Here is a 14,518-nt window from a genome sequence, read left to right as displayed (position 1 = left end):
TTGCGCCCCCTTATTAGAGTGCGAACAATAAGACTTCAACGTGAGTTATTTTAAATTAACATGCTCGATGTAACACGACGATTTCATGTTTCTGTCGAATTGGTCACGCATAGATCACGAGTTGAGTGTAACAAATTTATGAGATTGCACTCAAACTTCCCCTGCATCACAAGCAATCGTTTACCTAGAAAATGTGATGCATATCTATAATTTGCGATTAACAAGACAGGCGTCACACTCATATGTTCAACTCAGTAGATATTAAATGCTTCAATTACAACCCGTTAAATCCAAAAAACGAACTCAGCACTCTCTTTAAGATAAAAAAACGCCCACTTCTAAAAGTAGGCGTTTATGGTTTTGATCAGTGTTAAATAACCGTCTTCGGATTACTTTATATCAATGTGCTCGAAGCCTTTAATAAGGTCATCAAGCGCTTTCATTTGCTTCAAGAACGGCTCTAGTTTATCTAGAGGTAGGGCCGACGGACCATCACAACGCGCTTGATCAGGGTTTGGATGCGCCTCAAGAAACAGACCAGCAACACCAGTAGCAAGGCCCGCTTTAGCAAGTTCAACCGTTTGCTCACGACGACCACCAGATGCAGCACCTGATGGGTCACGCATTTGCAGCGCGTGTGTCACATCAAAAATGATTGGACTGCCGTTTGATACTTTTTTCATGACACCAAAACCCAGCATATCAACAACGAGGTTGTCATAACCCATGCAAGAGCCACGTTCACAAAGAATGATATTTTCGTTGCCACATTCCGCAAATTTATCAACGATATTACCCACTTGATCAGGGCTCATGAACTGAGGCTTCTTCACATTGATAACCGAACCTGTCTTAGCCATCGCTTCGACAAGGTCAGTTTGACGAGCAAGGAAGGCAGGAAGTTGGATGACATCAACCACATCAGCAACAGGCTGAGCTTGTGCTTCAGTGTGAATATCAGTGATGATCTTCACGCCAAATGTATCTTTCAACTCTTGGAAGATTTTAAGACCTTCCTCCATACCTGGACCACGGTATGAATGAACAGAGCTGCGGTTCGCTTTGTCAAAAGACGCCTTAAATACATAAGGGATACCCAACTTCTCTGTTACCTTCACGTAGTGCTCACAGATCTGCATTGCAAGATCGCGAGATTCAAGAACATTCATGCCTGCAAATAGCGTAAATGGCTTGTCGTTAGCAATTGGCATATCGCCAATATAAACTGTCTTCTGTTCCATGATATTCTCTCTAAATAATTACGGATTAGTGAACAACCACGGTCTTTTCGTTCATGGCGTTCACTTGAGATTTCAATAACTCAGATGCCGGGTCATTTGGACACTGAGCGATAAAATATTGATAATCGGCTACAGCAACCTGATGACAATCCAATTGTTGATAAATAAAACCACGATCGCGGATTTCATAAGGATCATCGGGGACAAATGTTAAAGCAAGGTCTGTGCACTTTAACGCCAGCGTATAATGCTCTTCCCGCAGCAGTGCACTTTTGATTAACGCTAACCACTTCCCAATAATTGTTGGGTGGTCGGCAACTTTCAAATGATCGCTTTTTAGTTTCGCGAGTGGTCCATTATGACCAATAAGCCATGCTCGCAACGTTTGCTCACCGACATACTCACCATTGTAAGGGTTAATATAGACCGGAGTTTGACCATACCAACTGATCTTAAGGAGAAACTGAGTCGGAAAAGAGACTCCCTCAACAGGAAACCCTAGCTTGCGACCCAGAAAAAGAAAGATAGCTCCAAGACTTACCGGAATCCCTTTCTTTCTCTCAAGCACTTTATCGAGAAATGCGTTCTCCGAAGAGAAGTATGCGTCTTTATCTCCAGCAAAACCCCACTCATAGAAAAACAGTCGGATAAAAGATTCAAACTTTTGCTGTTCATTGGTTTCATCCACCAAAGTCAACTCAGCTTCTTTTAACAACCTTGCTAGCTCTTGCTCAGCCCAACGATCTTGAGTCTCTGGATTAATCGCTTTGTTTAAGATCAATGCACCTTCCGCTAATTCTAGCTGGTCAAAGTCTTCATCAAAAAATTCGTACATAGATAGTTAACCGAAATAAGGAGATCATTAACCGAAAAATGTTGGTGTTTTCGTCATCGCGATTTTTCCAGCCATCACTAACCAACCTAGAGCTCCGAAAAATGAGAACACTCTCAATAACTTGTTCTGACCTAATTTAAGCGCGAAGAAACCTAATGCGATGTAAGCCATTACACAGGTCAGTTTTTCTGTTAACCAGGGAGCAGCAGGGGTAAACGGAATAAAGCCCGTCATAAAAATTAAACCAATACCCGATAACAGCAGTAACGAGTCATTAATATGAGGAAAACGCTGTAAGAAAGGGTGTTTCAGCATCGGTGAATTCGCCATCATCAGAGCGAAACGAATCGAAAGCAGTAGCGCGCTTAGAGCTATCGTTAATAGGTGAAAATGTTTTAAACCTTCGTACATGGTATTCCTTTATATTTTTATATGTGCATTCGTTAACACGAACCAAACAATACCCGTTAATGCCCTGTATTTCTGCGTTAAATGCATTATCGAGCTAAATGTATCAAATTCGTCCAAACCGATTCTCTATTGACCCTATCAGCCAGTAGAAAAGAACAAGCTAGAAGTCGTAACGACCCAATGTCACCCGGTCATTACCACCGTAGTCTTTCTCTGTCACAATATCGACATAACCCAGTGTCTGCATGATTTCACGTACCGCCAAACCTTGGTCATAGCCGTGTTCAAATGCCAACCAACCTTCGTTTTCTAAAAAACTTCGTGCGTTTTCAGCAATGTACCGAATATCAGCTAAACCTTTCTCTTCTGCAACTAACGCTGTAATCGGTTCAAAACGCACATCACCTTGAGATAAATGAGGATCATTTTTTTCAATGTAAGGTGGATTAGAGACGATCAAAGAGAACTTAACATCGCTCACTTCAGAATGCTCTGAAATTAAAGGCTCAAACCAACTGCCATGCAAAAATGTGGCATTCGTAATATTTAGCCGTTGCGCGTTTTCTATCGCGATTTCTTGTGCTTCAGGGCGAAGATCAATCCCTGTCACTTGTCGGTTCGGCAGCTCCGATGCCAGTGCCAAAGCAATCGCACCGGTACCAGTCCCTAAATCGAGAATCGCCCCTTGTTTGCCATACGTTTTGTCTAACACCACTTCAACTAAACGCTCGGTATCGGGCCGCGGGATCAATGTCGCAGGAGAGACTTTTAACGGCAATGACCAAAACTCACGTTCACCCACAATATAAGCAACAGGCTCCCCCGTGAGACGGCGCTTTAGAAGGGCATTAAATTCAGATTCTTGCTCTAAAGATAGATGCTTTTCAGGCCAAGTCAGCAGGTAAGACCTTGGTTTATCTAAGACATGGCAAAGCAGCACCGCTGCATCAATCGAGGGTGATGTATTTTCACCCTCTTGTAGTTGTGCGATTGCTGACTTTAACGCACTTTCAAGCGTATATACCGACTGCATGGTCATTAATGTTGTTCGGCAAGTGCCGCGAGTTGGTCAGCTTGATGCTCTTGTAGAACAGGATCAAGCAGACTCTGCATATCACCTTCCAATACTTCATTCAAACGATAGATCGTGAGGTTAATTCGGTGATCAGAAACACGACCTTGTGGGTAGTTGTAGGTACGAATACGGTCACTACGGTCACCAGAACCGAGTAGGTTTCGACGTGTATCTGAAATCGCAGCAGCACGACGCTCCTCTTCAGCTTGAACGATACGAGCCGCGAGAACAGCCATCGCTTTCGCTTTATTTTTATGCTGAGAACGCTCATCTTGACATTCGACTACCGTACCAGTAGGTAAGTGCGTAATACGAATAGCTGAATCCGTGGTGTTAACGTGCTGACCACCCGCGCCAGATGCACGGAAAGTATCAATTTTCAGATCGCCCGCTTTAATTTCTGGTAGATCCGCTTCAGGGATCTCTGGCATCACTGCAACCGTACACGCTGACGTATGAACTCGACCTTGAGATTCAGTCTCCGGTACACGTTGCACACGGTGACCGCCAGACTCGAACTTCATGGTACCGTACACACTGTCGCCACTGATTTTAGCGATCATCTCTTTAAAGCCGCCCTGCTCTGAAACATTGCTGCTCATCACTTCGACGCGCCAGCCTTTTTTCTCAGCAAATTTAGAGTACATACGGAAAAGGTTACCCGCAAAGATACCCGCTTCATCACCACCCGCACCGGCACGAATCTCTAAGAAACAGTTACGTTCATCGTTTGGATCTTTTGGAATAAGAAGAATTTGTAGCTCATCAGTCAGACGTTCAATGTTCGCTTTCGCATCTTTGATTTCTTCTTGAGCCATTTCACGCATCTCTGCGTCGTCTTCATTTGCCATCTCTTCAGCAGCTTCTAAATCTTCTTGAGCTTGCTGGTATGATTTAAAGCATCCCGTCACCTCTTCTAATTGAGAATACTCTTTTGACAAGGCACGGAATTTGTCTTGATTCCCAAGTACATCGGGATCACCAAGTAGATGTTGAACTTCTTCATAGCGTTCAACCAGTGTTTCAAGCTTTGTTAGAATCGAGGCTTTCATAATGTCTTATCTTAATAGGGGTCGTATATTATTGAGGGTTTTCTAGTCCCAAACTCTGTCTAATGACCGTTAATTTTGCAGGTTCTCCTTGCTCTGCGGCACTTTGAAGTGCACGCGTTGGAGCATGGATCAATTTGTTTGTGAGCTTATTGCTTAGTTCAAGTAAGACTTTTTCAGGGTCACCGCCAGCGGCAAGTGATTGCAAACTCTTACTCAATAATTCTTCTCGGATTTCATTGGCCGATTTACGATAGTCACGGATACTGTCAACGGCTTCTAGCGATCGCATCCAACTCATGAACGCGGTACTTTCCTCACTGACTATCGCTTCGGCTTGAATCGCTTCAACTCTACGTTGCTCAATATTACCGTCAACAATCGATTGCAGATCATCGACTGAGTATAGGTACGCGTCGTTCAACTTACCGACCTCAGACTCTACGTCGCGTGGAACGGCAATATCAACCAACAACATGGGTTGGTGCTTTCTTCTTTCGAGCGCACTCTCGACCATCCCTTTACCAATAATAGGCAGCGGACTTGCGGTGGAGCTGATCACGATATCCGCTCTATGCAGATGGTCGGGAATTTCATTCAAGCTGATCACTTCAGCCCCAAACTCTTCAGCAAGACCCAAAGCTCGTTCACGAGTTCGGTTGGCCACTATCATTTTGGCACAACCATTCGCAGAAAGATGCTTTGACACCAACTCAATCGTCTCACCCGCACCAACCAGTAACACCGTCAACTCTGTAATAGATTCAAAAATGTGCTTAGCTAACGTACAAGCAGCATAGGCCACAGAAACCGCACTACCGCCGATTTCCGTTTCAGTTCGAACACGTTTTGCTACAGAGAATGATTTTTGGAACAGCTTTTCCATGGAAGCATCCACAGATTGGTTCTCCCGCGAATCCATATAAGCTTGCTTTACTTGGCCTAAGATTTGCGGTTCACCTAAAACCAGTGAGTCTAACCCACAAGCAACGCGCATTAAGTGTTTAATCGCAGCTTGCTCTTCATGGATATAAATACTCGGTTTTAATTCTTCCGGGTTAATTTGATGAAATTCAGACAACCAATCAATGAGCTGATTTTTTGCTACGCCTTTGACGTCACAATAAATTTCAGTGCGATTACAGGTTGAAAGTATGACACTTCCATTCACGTGTGCATTTGCGTTAAGTTGCTTAAGTGCCTCAGACAATTTGTCTGGACCAAAAGCAACTTTTTCTCGCAATTCAACCGACGCTGTATTGTGATTGATACCTACGGCAAGCAAAGACATGTATCAGAAGTTCTCGATCAAGGAATGGAAACAAGAGGCGAATTTTACTTGATGCATGACTCTATTTAAAGAGCAAGCGGGATTTGTTTTCCTGACTTCGTGAATTCAATGCTATAGTTGAAGCGTTTTTTAGATAAATTTGAACAAGTTGTGAGCAAATATGAGCAAGCTTCGCAAAATCACGTTTCTTCTTTTTATGACCATAATCATGGTGGGTTGCTCGTCTATCCCAGAACAACCCACCAGTGTTGAGTGGCAAAGTTACCAAAATCAGCTTCTACAGATAGAAAGCTACCAAGCCTCTGGCAAACTCGCTTATATCTCCCCAGCGCAACGCCAAAGCCTTAACTTCATGTGGAAACACTCATCGAACCAGAGCCAATTGAGGTTAACAACCTTTCTTGGTCAAACCGCATTGAACCTAACCATTGACTCATCAGGCGCTAAAGTCGTGACCTATGATGATCGAGTGTTTACCGACGCCAGTGCTACCGTTCTGGTTGAGCAACTGACAGGTTTACTGATCCCAATTGATCATTTGCCACAATGGTTCCTTGGTATCCCAGAGCAAGCTGATGCTTACCAATTAAACGACTCTAATACGCTTGAATCACTCTCTAAGCAGGTCGATAATCAACTATGGACTCTACATTTTGATCGCTATCAAAATACGGAGATACCAAGGTCACAACGCTCTGATGAAGGCAATGCAAGAGTAGAGATCATTCCCCTCCCGACTCGATTAGCCTTCAAGCAAGACCAGAACAAAATCAACATTATCGTTTCCAAGTGGACACTGAACAAATGATTACTACGCCAACACTCTGGCCCTCCCCTGCCAAGCTGAATCTATTTCTTTACATCACAGGCCGACGTGATAATGGCTATCACGAGCTTCAAACTCTGTTCCAGTTTGTCGACTTTGGCGATGAACTGACGGTGACGGCGAATAAAGCATCGAATTCAATTACGATAACGCCCGAAATTCCTAACGTAGCACTAGAAGACAACCTTATCTGGAAAGCTGCTACAGCGCTTCAGCACTACACTTCAACATCGTTTGGTGCCGATATTGAACTCAAGAAAGTCTTACCCATGGGAGGAGGCATTGGTGGCGGCTCTTCAAATGCAGCTACAGTGCTAGTTGCCCTAAATCATTTATGGCAACTCGATCTATCAGAGGACCAATTGGCGGAAATAGGATTAACGCTTGGTGCTGACGTACCGGTGTTTGTTAGAGGACACGCCGCTTTTGCTGAAGGGGTTGGCGAACAGTTATCATTGGCGACTCCAGACGAAAAATGGTACCTCGTCGTCAAACCACAAGTGAGCATAGCAACTGTCGACATATTCACACATCCAGAATTAACTCGAAATACGCCAAAACGCGCACTATCAACACTTCTCAAGCAGGAATACGTAAACGATTGCGAAAAAATTGTACGAATGCTGTACCCAGAGGTTGATAAGCAACTTTCATGGCTGCTACAATACGCGCCGTCGAGATTGACTGGTACGGGTTCATGCGTTTTTGCTGAATTTAGCAATAAACAAGAAGCCGAATCATTACTAGAACAACTGCCTGACACAGTTTCCGCGTTTATCGCGAAAGGACGAAACGTTTCGCCTTTAAAAGAAACTCTGGCTGAATACCAATCAGCCCACCCACAATCTATTTAAAACTGGACGCAACCCGAGGTTTCCACCGTGCCTGATATGAAGCTATTTGCTGGTAACGCAACACCTGAACTAGCCCAACGTATTGCTGACCGTCTATACATCTCTCTTGGCGATGCTACTGTAGACCGTTTTTCTGATGGCGAAGTCGCTGTTCAAATCAATGAAAACGTTCGTGGTAGCGATGTATTCCTGATTCAATCAACTTGTGCACCAACCAATGACAACCTTATGGAGTTGGTGGTAATGATTGACGCAATGCGCCGTGCTTCTGCTGGCCGTATTACTGCTGTAATCCCTTACTTCGGTTATGCCCGTCAAGATCGTCGTGTACGTTCTGCTCGTGTGCCAATCACTGCAAAAGTTGTTGCTGATTTCCTTTCTAACGTTGGCGTTGACCGCGTTCTTACTATCGACCTACACGCAGAGCAAATCCAAGGCTTCTTCGATGTACCTGTTGATAACATCTTCGGTACACCCGTTCTTCTAGAAGATATGGCGAACCGTGGCCTAGAAAACCCAGTCGTGGTTTCTCCAGACCTTGGTGGTGTTGTACGTGCTCGTGCAACGGCTAAAGCGCTAGGGGATGTTGACATCGCTATCGTTGATAAGCGTCGTCCACGTGCTAACGTTTCTGAAGTAATGAACCTAATCGGTGATGTTGAAGGCCGTGACTGTGTTATCGTTGATGACATGATCGATACGGGCGGCACACTATGTAAAGCTGCTGAAGCGCTTAAAGAGCGCGGTGCTAAGCGTGTATTCGCTTACGCAACTCACGCGGTTTTCTCTGGTACTGCTGCGAACAACATCAAGAACTCTGTTCTAGACCAAGTGATCGTAACGGATTCTATCTCTCTATCTCCAGAGATGGCTGCGACGGGTAAAGTGACAACACTTAGCCTTTCTCGCATGCTTGCTGAAGCGATTCGTCGTATCAGCAACGAAGAATCAATCTCAGCGATGTTCAACTAATCAAAGCCTTTTTGTTTTTTACAAAAGCTTAGTTTTAGAAACGCGTTAGAGAAAGACATTAAGCACTTCATTCAATGAAGTGCTTTTTTTATGTCTAAGTCATATTGCATTGCTAATTATCACAAGCAGGAATAATCGCGTCGCTATCAGCTAGCTCGCACCTTTTTCATAAACTGTGATATCATACGGCGCTTTTTGAAATCCCAAGAGAGATCCATACCTTGAGCCAACAAATAAAACTTCTCGTTGGACTGGCTAATCCAGGTCCAGAATACGCCAAAACTCGCCACAATGCGGGGGCTTGGGTCGTGGAAGAATTAGCACGTGTACATAACGTAACGCTGAAGAACGAACCAAAGTTCTTTGGCCTAACGGGTCGTATCATGGTTCACGGTGAAGATCTTCGTTTGCTGATCCCAACGACTTTTATGAACTTGTCAGGCAAAGCCGTTGCAGCCTTAGCAAAGTTCTACCAAATTAAACCAGAAGAGATCATGGTCGCTCACGATGAGTTAGATCTACCTCCTGGTATTGGAAAGTTTAAAAAAGGGGGGGGGCATGGTGGACACAATGGTCTGAAAGACATCATCAGCAAGCAGGGTAACAATAAAGAATTCTATCGTCTTAGATTAGGCATCGGCCATCCAGGACACAAAGATAAAGTTGCAGGTTATGTATTAGGCAAAGCTCCTCAAAAAGAGCAAGAGTGTATCGAGGCCGTCGTTGACGAATCGGTTCGCAGCCTAGACATCTTATTAAAAGATGGCCTACCAAAAGCACAAAATCGCTTACATACGTTCAAAGCAGAATAAGGTTTATATCATGGGTTTTAAATGTGGCATCGTTGGTCTACCAAACGTTGGTAAGTCAACTCTGTTTAACGCACTGACTAAAGCAGGCATCGAAGCAGCAAACTTTCCATTTTGTACGATCGAACCAAACACAGGTATCGTTCCGGTTCCCGATCTACGCTTAGATGCATTAGCAAAAATTGTTAATCCACAGAAGATCCTTCCAACGACAATGGAATTCGTAGATATCGCAGGCCTCGTTGCTGGCGCATCTAAAGGTGAAGGTCTTGGTAACAAATTCCTAGCTAACATCCGCGAAACTGATGCTATCGGTCACGTTGTACGCTGCTTTGAAAATGAAAACATTGTCCACGTTGCGGGTAAAGTATCTCCAATCGAAGATATCGAAGTGATCAACCTTGAACTTGCACTGGCCGATTTAGACAGCTGTGAACGTGCAATTCAACGTAACGCGAAGAAAGCAAAAGGCGGCGACAAAGACGCTAAATTCGAAATCACCGTACTAGAAAAACTCCTTCCAGTGCTCACTGAAGGTGGTATGGCGCGTACTGTTGAACTCAGCAAAGAAGAAGCGGCAGCAATCGGCTACCTAAACTTCCTAACGCTTAAGCCAACAATGTACATCGCAAACGTAGCGGAAGACGGTTTCGAAAATAACCCTTACTTAGATGCTGTTCGTGAATACGCTGAAAACGAAAACAACGTTGTTGTTGCCGTTTGTGCAGCTATCGAATCTGAACTGTCTGAGCTTGATGACGAAGACCGCGAAGAGTTCCTAGCAGATATGGGGATCGAAGAACCAGGTCTTAATCGAGTGATCCGCTCTGGTTACGAACTACTGACTCTTCAAACTTACTTCACTGCTGGTGTAAAAGAAGTTCGCGCTTGGACCATCCCTGTAGGTGCAACAGCACCACAAGCCGCGGGTAAGATCCACACCGACTTCGAGAAAGGTTTCATCCGAGCTGAAGTCGTTGGCTTCGATCATTTCATCGAATTTAACGGTGAAAGCGGCGCTAAAGAAGCTGGGAAATGGCGTCTTGAAGGTAAGGAATACATCGTTAAAGATGGTGACGTTGTTCACTTCCGCTTCAACGTATAATTCTGATTAAACATCTAATAAAAAGGCCAGTGAATTCACTGGCCTTTTTGTTTTTCCCCTATCCCAACAATCTCGTATCAGAAGCTTAACTTCCTCTATATATCGTCTTTTAGGTCTGTTTTTTGTCGACAAATACGTCTCTTTGCCTAAAAAGAAACCGAACAGATGTTTATTCGTGATTTATTCAAAAAAAAAGTTGACGGGTTTCGCTCAACTCCGCATAATGCGCCCCGTTCACAACGAAGCTGAGAGGCTTTGAAATGAACCACAATTTGGAAATGGCTACTTAGCTCAGTTGGTTAGAGCACATCACTCATAATGATGGGGTCGCAGGTTCAAATCCCGCAGTAGCCACCATTTCCTAAGCACTCTGTTTGTGGTTAGATAGATTGTCTTAACAATAAAGAGTTTTTAGGAAAATAAAGCGGTCGTGGCGGAATTGGTAGACGCACCAGATTTAGGTTCTGGCGCCGAGAGGTGTGAGAGTTCAAGTCTCTCCGACCGCACCATATTGAGATGTCTTAATTGATATCATTGTTGGGCTATCGCCAAGCGGTAAGGCACTGGCTTTTGATGCCAGCATTCCCTGGTTCGAATCCAGGTAGCCCAGCCACAATTCAAATGGCATTGTCTAGAAAAAGATAATGGCATTGAAAGCGAGATTATATTATATTACTTCGCTCTCAGATGGCTACTTAGCTCAGTTGGTTAGAGCACATCACTCATAATGATGGGGTCGCAGGTTCAAATCCCGCAGTAGCCACCATTCTTTCTTTATGAAAGAAGAAGAACAAACAACGTCATATTGAATCACCAATATTCGATATGACTATAAAGATTTGCTGCGGTCGTGGCGGAATTGGTAGACGCACCAGATTTAGGTTCTGGCGCCGAGAGGTGTGAGAGTTCAAGTCTCTCCGACCGCACCATTATTTAGATGTCTTAATTGATATCCTGTTGGGCTATCGCCAAGCGGTAAGGCACTGGCTTTTGATGCCAGCATTCCCTGGTTCGAATCCAGGTAGCCCAGCCATTACAACGTTACTTAGACAAACCATAAGTCTTCTTAACTATACTCTTCGCTAGAGTAAAAGCTTTGCTGCGGTCGTGGCGGAATTGGTAGACGCACCAGATTTAGGTTCTGGCGCCGAGAGGTGTGAGAGTTCAAGTCTCTCCGACCGCACCATTATTTAGATATCTTAATTGATATCATTGTTGGGCTATCGCCAAGCGGTAAGGCACTGGCTTTTGATGCCAGCATTCCCTGGTTCGAATCCAGGTAGCCCAGCCACTATTTAAACTCTTTGTTTAATTACTTAAGTAGTTAACTAAGAGCACAACGTTATTTCGAATCACCAATGTCGATATAACTATACTCTTCGCTAGAGTAAAAGCTTTGCTGCGGTCGTGGCGGAATTGGTAGACGCACCAGATTTAGGTTCTGGCGCCGAGAGGTGTGAGAGTTCAAGTCTCTCCGACCGCACCATTATTTAGATATCTTAATTGATATCCTGTTGGGCTATCGCCAAGCGGTAAGGCACTGGCTTTTGATGCCAGCATTCCCTGGTTCGAATCCAGGTAGCCCAGCCATTACAACGTTACTTAGACAAACCATAAGTCTTCTTAACTATACTCTTCGCTAGAGTAAAAGCTTTGCTGCGGTCGTGGCGGAATTGGTAGACGCACCAGATTTAGGTTCTGGCGCCGAGAGGTGTGAGAGTTCAAGTCTCTCCGACCGCACCATTATTTAGATATCTTAATTGATATCATTGTTGGGCTATCGCCAAGCGGTAAGGCACTGGCTTTTGATGCCAGCATTCCCTGGTTCGAATCCAGGTAGCCCAGCCACTACAACGTTACTTAGACAAACCATAAGTCTTCTTAACTATACTCTTCGCTAGAGTAAAAGCTTTGCTGCGGTCGTGGCGGAATTGGTAGACGCACCAGATTTAGGTTCTGGCGCCGAGAGGTGTGAGAGTTCAAGTCTCTCCGACCGCACCATTATTTCTCTTTCATTAGAGAACAAATAGTGAATCTATTCGATTTATTATGGCTACTTAGCTCAGTTGGTTAGAGCACATCACTCATAATGATGGGGTCGCAGGTTCAAATCCCGCAGTAGCCACCATTCTTTCTTTATGAAAGAAGAACAAACAACGTCATATTGAATCACCAATATTCGATATGACTATAAAGATTTGCTGCGGTCGTGGCGGAATTGGTAGACGCACCAGATTTAGGTTCTGGCGCCGAGAGGTGTGAGAGTTCAAGTCTCTCCGACCGCACCATTATTTAGATATCTTAATTGATATTATTGTTGGGCTATCGCCAAGCGGTAAGGCACTGGCTTTTGATGCCAGCATTCCCTGGTTCGAATCCAGGTAGCCCAGCCACTACAACGTTACTTAGACAAACCATAAGTCTTCTTAACTATACTCTTCGCTAGAGTAAAAGCTTTGCTGCGGTCGTGGCGGAATTGGTAGACGCACCAGATTTAGGTTCTGGCGCCGAGAGGTGTGAGAGTTCAAGTCTCTCCGACCGCACCATTATTTCTCTTTCATTAGAGAACAAATAGTGAATCTATTCGATTTATTATGGCTACTTAGCTCAGTTGGTTAGAGCACATCACTCATAATGATGGGGTCGCAGGTTCAAATCCCGCAGTAGCCACCACTTTTTCTTTAAATAAGAAGACAACGTTATATCGAACCACCAATATTGATATGACTATAAAGATTTGCTGCGGTCGTGGCGGAATTGGTAGACGCACCAGATTTAGGTTCTGGCGCCGAGAGGTGTGAGAGTTCAAGTCTCTCCGACCGCACCATTATTTAATAGAACCCGGCTTTTTAGCTGGGTTTTGTTTTATCTGAAAGATGTAAATCTGCAAGCCAAGTCACCAAGTATTCTCTTATATAGCCTCACTTTTTCTGTAATTTTATTAGACAATGTCTGCTCTATTTTCTAACCGAGTATGACGACCTATGAAATATCTCCCTTTAATGATCGGTTGCTACACAGATTCTCCAAGTAACAGCCAAGGTGTATATCAAACTCAGTTAGATCGAGAAATGGGAGCGCTGTTACCTTTAGAGCTTATCGTTGCATGTTCTAATCCCTCGTTTGTTACCACGACAAAGCTTGGGATCTATACCGCTTCAGAAGTAGACCAGAATAGACAACCACAGCTAATCCATATACCTAATACTGATTCAAAAGTAGCACCCAATAGCGGGCTAATTTCAGGCGAGCACCCCTGCCATATTGCGATAGATCCCCACAATAAGTTTGCTATTACATCGCAATATTCAACAGGGACATTCGATATCTTTAGCTTAAATATCAATGGCAATATCGATAGACGACTTAAAACAATCAAGATGCTTGGTTCAGGACCGAACAAAGAGAGACAAACCAGCCCACACGCTCATCAATGCCTGTTCTTAAAAAACTCACCACAATTTGTGACCGTCGATCTCGGCACCGATCGCATCAACTTCTATTGCTTTGACGAAGAGCAAGAGGAGTTCCTTGATGAGCCAATGCAGTCCATCAAAGTGCCAGCCGGCAATGGACCTCGCCATTTAATCTTTAACAAAGCTGAAGACAGAGCCTATGTGGTCTGTGAACTCTCTGAAACATTACTGATTTTGGACAAGGTTTTAGGCATTTGGAATGTAGTGGAAGAGATTGATGCATTGCCTAATATGGAGAAGGGAGAAGCCGCAGCTGCGATTAAGCTATCGCCTGATGAGCAATTCCTTTATGTGTCATGTCGACACCAATCAAGAATCAGCAGCTTCAAAGTCGATTCTGAGACTCAAAAGCTGACTTTCATTGATAGCTACGACACTGAAGGTAAATTCCCAAGAGACTTCCATATAACTGACGATGGGAAATGGCTTATCGCCGCCAACCAGCACTCCAATAACCTCACTTCATTCAGACGAAATATTCAAGATGGCTCTCTCATCTATACGGGCTACTCTTTAGAGATTGATGTGCCCGTTTGTGTCACTCAGCAACCATAAGCACCCCAATAAAAAAGGA

General features: G+C 44.2%; 12 protein-coding genes and 19 tRNA genes. 25 read left to right on the top strand and 6 right to left on the bottom strand.

Annotated features, from left to right (window positions below; genetic code table 11):
• Positions 1 to 389: 389 nt before the first annotated feature.
• From kdsA to hemA, 6 genes are all read right to left on the bottom strand, one after another.
• A complete protein-coding gene (kdsA, locus tag OCU36_RS03825) occupies positions 390 to 1,241 on the bottom strand; it encodes a 3-deoxy-8-phosphooctulonate synthase (protein ID WP_261839100.1) in 852 nt (283 codons plus the stop codon).
• A 25-nt stretch (positions 1,242 to 1,266) separates the two neighbouring features.
• Complete coding sequence (locus OCU36_RS03820; protein ID WP_261839099.1) at positions 1,267 to 2,076, bottom strand: SirB1 family protein; 810 nt, start codon at positions 2,074 to 2,076, stop codon at positions 1,267 to 1,269.
• Positions 2,077 to 2,103: 27 nt separating this feature from the next.
• Positions 2,104 to 2,487 carry a SirB2 family protein gene (locus OCU36_RS03815; RefSeq protein WP_261839098.1) on the bottom strand — a complete coding sequence of 128 codons (384 nt, stop codon included), beginning with the start codon at positions 2,485 to 2,487 and terminating at the stop codon, positions 2,104 to 2,106.
• 160 nt (positions 2,488 to 2,647) lie between these two features.
• Positions 2,648 to 3,520 (bottom strand): peptide chain release factor N(5)-glutamine methyltransferase, encoded by an 873-nt coding sequence (gene prmC, locus OCU36_RS03810; protein WP_261839097.1) that lies wholly within the window; start codon positions 3,518 to 3,520, stop codon positions 2,648 to 2,650.
• Between the two features lie 5 nt (positions 3,521 to 3,525).
• The gene (gene prfA, locus OCU36_RS03805; protein ID WP_261839096.1) at positions 3,526 to 4,614 is read right to left on the bottom strand and encodes a peptide chain release factor 1; all 1,089 of its coding nucleotides are present in this window, start codon (positions 4,612 to 4,614) and stop codon (positions 3,526 to 3,528) included.
• Positions 4,615 to 4,642: 28 nt separating this feature from the next.
• On the bottom strand, positions 4,643 to 5,902 hold the full coding sequence (gene hemA, locus OCU36_RS03800; RefSeq protein ID WP_261839095.1) for a glutamyl-tRNA reductase: 1,260 nt from the start codon (positions 5,900 to 5,902) through the stop codon (positions 4,643 to 4,645).
• Positions 5,903 to 6,062: 160 nt separating this feature from the next.
• Between hemA and lolB the strand changes: the two genes are divergently transcribed.
• The 25 genes from lolB to OCU36_RS03675 all read left to right on the top strand — a co-directional run bounded on the left by lolB (position 6,063) and on the right by OCU36_RS03675 (position 14,499).
• Positions 6,063 to 6,710: a lipoprotein insertase outer membrane protein LolB gene (lolB, locus tag OCU36_RS03795; protein ID WP_261839094.1), complete on the top strand. Its 648-nt coding sequence runs from the start codon at positions 6,063 to 6,065 to the stop codon at positions 6,708 to 6,710.
• A complete protein-coding gene (ispE, locus tag OCU36_RS03790; RefSeq protein ID WP_261839093.1) occupies positions 6,707 to 7,582 on the top strand; it encodes a 4-(cytidine 5'-diphospho)-2-C-methyl-D-erythritol kinase in 876 nt (291 codons plus the stop codon). The genes lolB and ispE overlap by 4 nt, the downstream gene beginning before the upstream one ends.
• Positions 7,583 to 7,609: 27 nt before the next feature.
• Positions 7,610 to 8,554: a ribose-phosphate pyrophosphokinase gene (locus OCU36_RS03785; protein WP_004739814.1), complete on the top strand. Its 945-nt coding sequence runs from the start codon at positions 7,610 to 7,612 to the stop codon at positions 8,552 to 8,554.
• Positions 8,555 to 8,775: 221 nt separating this feature from the next.
• On the top strand, positions 8,776 to 9,366 hold the full coding sequence (gene pth, locus OCU36_RS03780) for an aminoacyl-tRNA hydrolase (RefSeq protein ID WP_004739815.1): 591 nt from the start codon (positions 8,776 to 8,778) through the stop codon (positions 9,364 to 9,366).
• A 10-nt stretch (positions 9,367 to 9,376) separates the two neighbouring features.
• On the top strand, positions 9,377 to 10,468 hold the full coding sequence (gene ychF, locus OCU36_RS03775) for a redox-regulated ATPase YchF (protein WP_261839092.1): 1,092 nt from the start codon (positions 9,377 to 9,379) through the stop codon (positions 10,466 to 10,468).
• Between the two features lie 280 nt (positions 10,469 to 10,748).
• Positions 10,749 to 10,825: transfer RNA gene (locus OCU36_RS03770), tRNA-Met, on the top strand.
• 67 nt (positions 10,826 to 10,892) lie between these two features.
• A tRNA-Leu gene (locus OCU36_RS03765) sits at positions 10,893 to 10,977 on the top strand.
• A gap of 29 nt (positions 10,978 to 11,006) precedes the next feature.
• Positions 11,007 to 11,081 (top strand) — tRNA-Gln (locus OCU36_RS03760).
• Positions 11,082 to 11,157: 76 nt separating this feature from the next.
• Positions 11,158 to 11,234: transfer RNA gene (locus OCU36_RS03755), tRNA-Met, on the top strand.
• A 78-nt stretch (positions 11,235 to 11,312) separates the two neighbouring features.
• Positions 11,313 to 11,397: transfer RNA gene (locus OCU36_RS03750), tRNA-Leu, on the top strand.
• A gap of 29 nt (positions 11,398 to 11,426) precedes the next feature.
• Positions 11,427 to 11,501, top strand: a tRNA-Gln gene (locus OCU36_RS03745).
• Between the two features lie 68 nt (positions 11,502 to 11,569).
• Positions 11,570 to 11,654: transfer RNA gene (locus tag OCU36_RS03740), tRNA-Leu, on the top strand.
• 30 nt (positions 11,655 to 11,684) lie between these two features.
• Positions 11,685 to 11,759: transfer RNA gene (locus OCU36_RS03735), tRNA-Gln, on the top strand.
• A 110-nt stretch (positions 11,760 to 11,869) separates the two neighbouring features.
• Positions 11,870 to 11,954 (top strand) — tRNA-Leu (locus OCU36_RS03730).
• 29 nt (positions 11,955 to 11,983) lie between these two features.
• Positions 11,984 to 12,058: transfer RNA gene (locus tag OCU36_RS03725), tRNA-Gln, on the top strand.
• Positions 12,059 to 12,126: 68 nt separating this feature from the next.
• Positions 12,127 to 12,211, top strand: a tRNA-Leu gene (locus OCU36_RS03720).
• Positions 12,212 to 12,241: 30 nt separating this feature from the next.
• Positions 12,242 to 12,316, top strand: a tRNA-Gln gene (locus OCU36_RS03715).
• A 68-nt stretch (positions 12,317 to 12,384) separates the two neighbouring features.
• Positions 12,385 to 12,469 (top strand) — tRNA-Leu (locus tag OCU36_RS03710).
• Positions 12,470 to 12,519: 50 nt separating this feature from the next.
• Positions 12,520 to 12,596 (top strand) — tRNA-Met (locus OCU36_RS03705).
• A 75-nt stretch (positions 12,597 to 12,671) separates the two neighbouring features.
• Positions 12,672 to 12,756, top strand: a tRNA-Leu gene (locus OCU36_RS03700).
• Between the two features lie 30 nt (positions 12,757 to 12,786).
• Positions 12,787 to 12,861: transfer RNA gene (locus OCU36_RS03695), tRNA-Gln, on the top strand.
• A gap of 68 nt (positions 12,862 to 12,929) precedes the next feature.
• Positions 12,930 to 13,014: transfer RNA gene (locus OCU36_RS03690), tRNA-Leu, on the top strand.
• 50 nt (positions 13,015 to 13,064) lie between these two features.
• Positions 13,065 to 13,141: transfer RNA gene (locus OCU36_RS03685), tRNA-Met, on the top strand.
• Positions 13,142 to 13,210: 69 nt separating this feature from the next.
• Positions 13,211 to 13,295, top strand: a tRNA-Leu gene (locus OCU36_RS03680).
• Between the two features lie 157 nt (positions 13,296 to 13,452).
• The gene (locus OCU36_RS03675; RefSeq protein WP_261839091.1) at positions 13,453 to 14,499 is read left to right on the top strand and encodes a lactonase family protein; all 1,047 of its coding nucleotides are present in this window, start codon (positions 13,453 to 13,455) and stop codon (positions 14,497 to 14,499) included.
• Positions 14,500 to 14,518: the final 19 nt, after the last annotated feature.

This window comes from Vibrio artabrorum (assembly GCF_024347295.1).
GTDB classification, from domain to species: Bacteria; Pseudomonadota; Gammaproteobacteria; order Enterobacterales; family Vibrionaceae; genus Vibrio; species Vibrio artabrorum.
The sequence above is the reverse complement of the archived record's forward strand: the minus strand, read 5'-3'. Positions and strand labels throughout refer to the sequence as shown.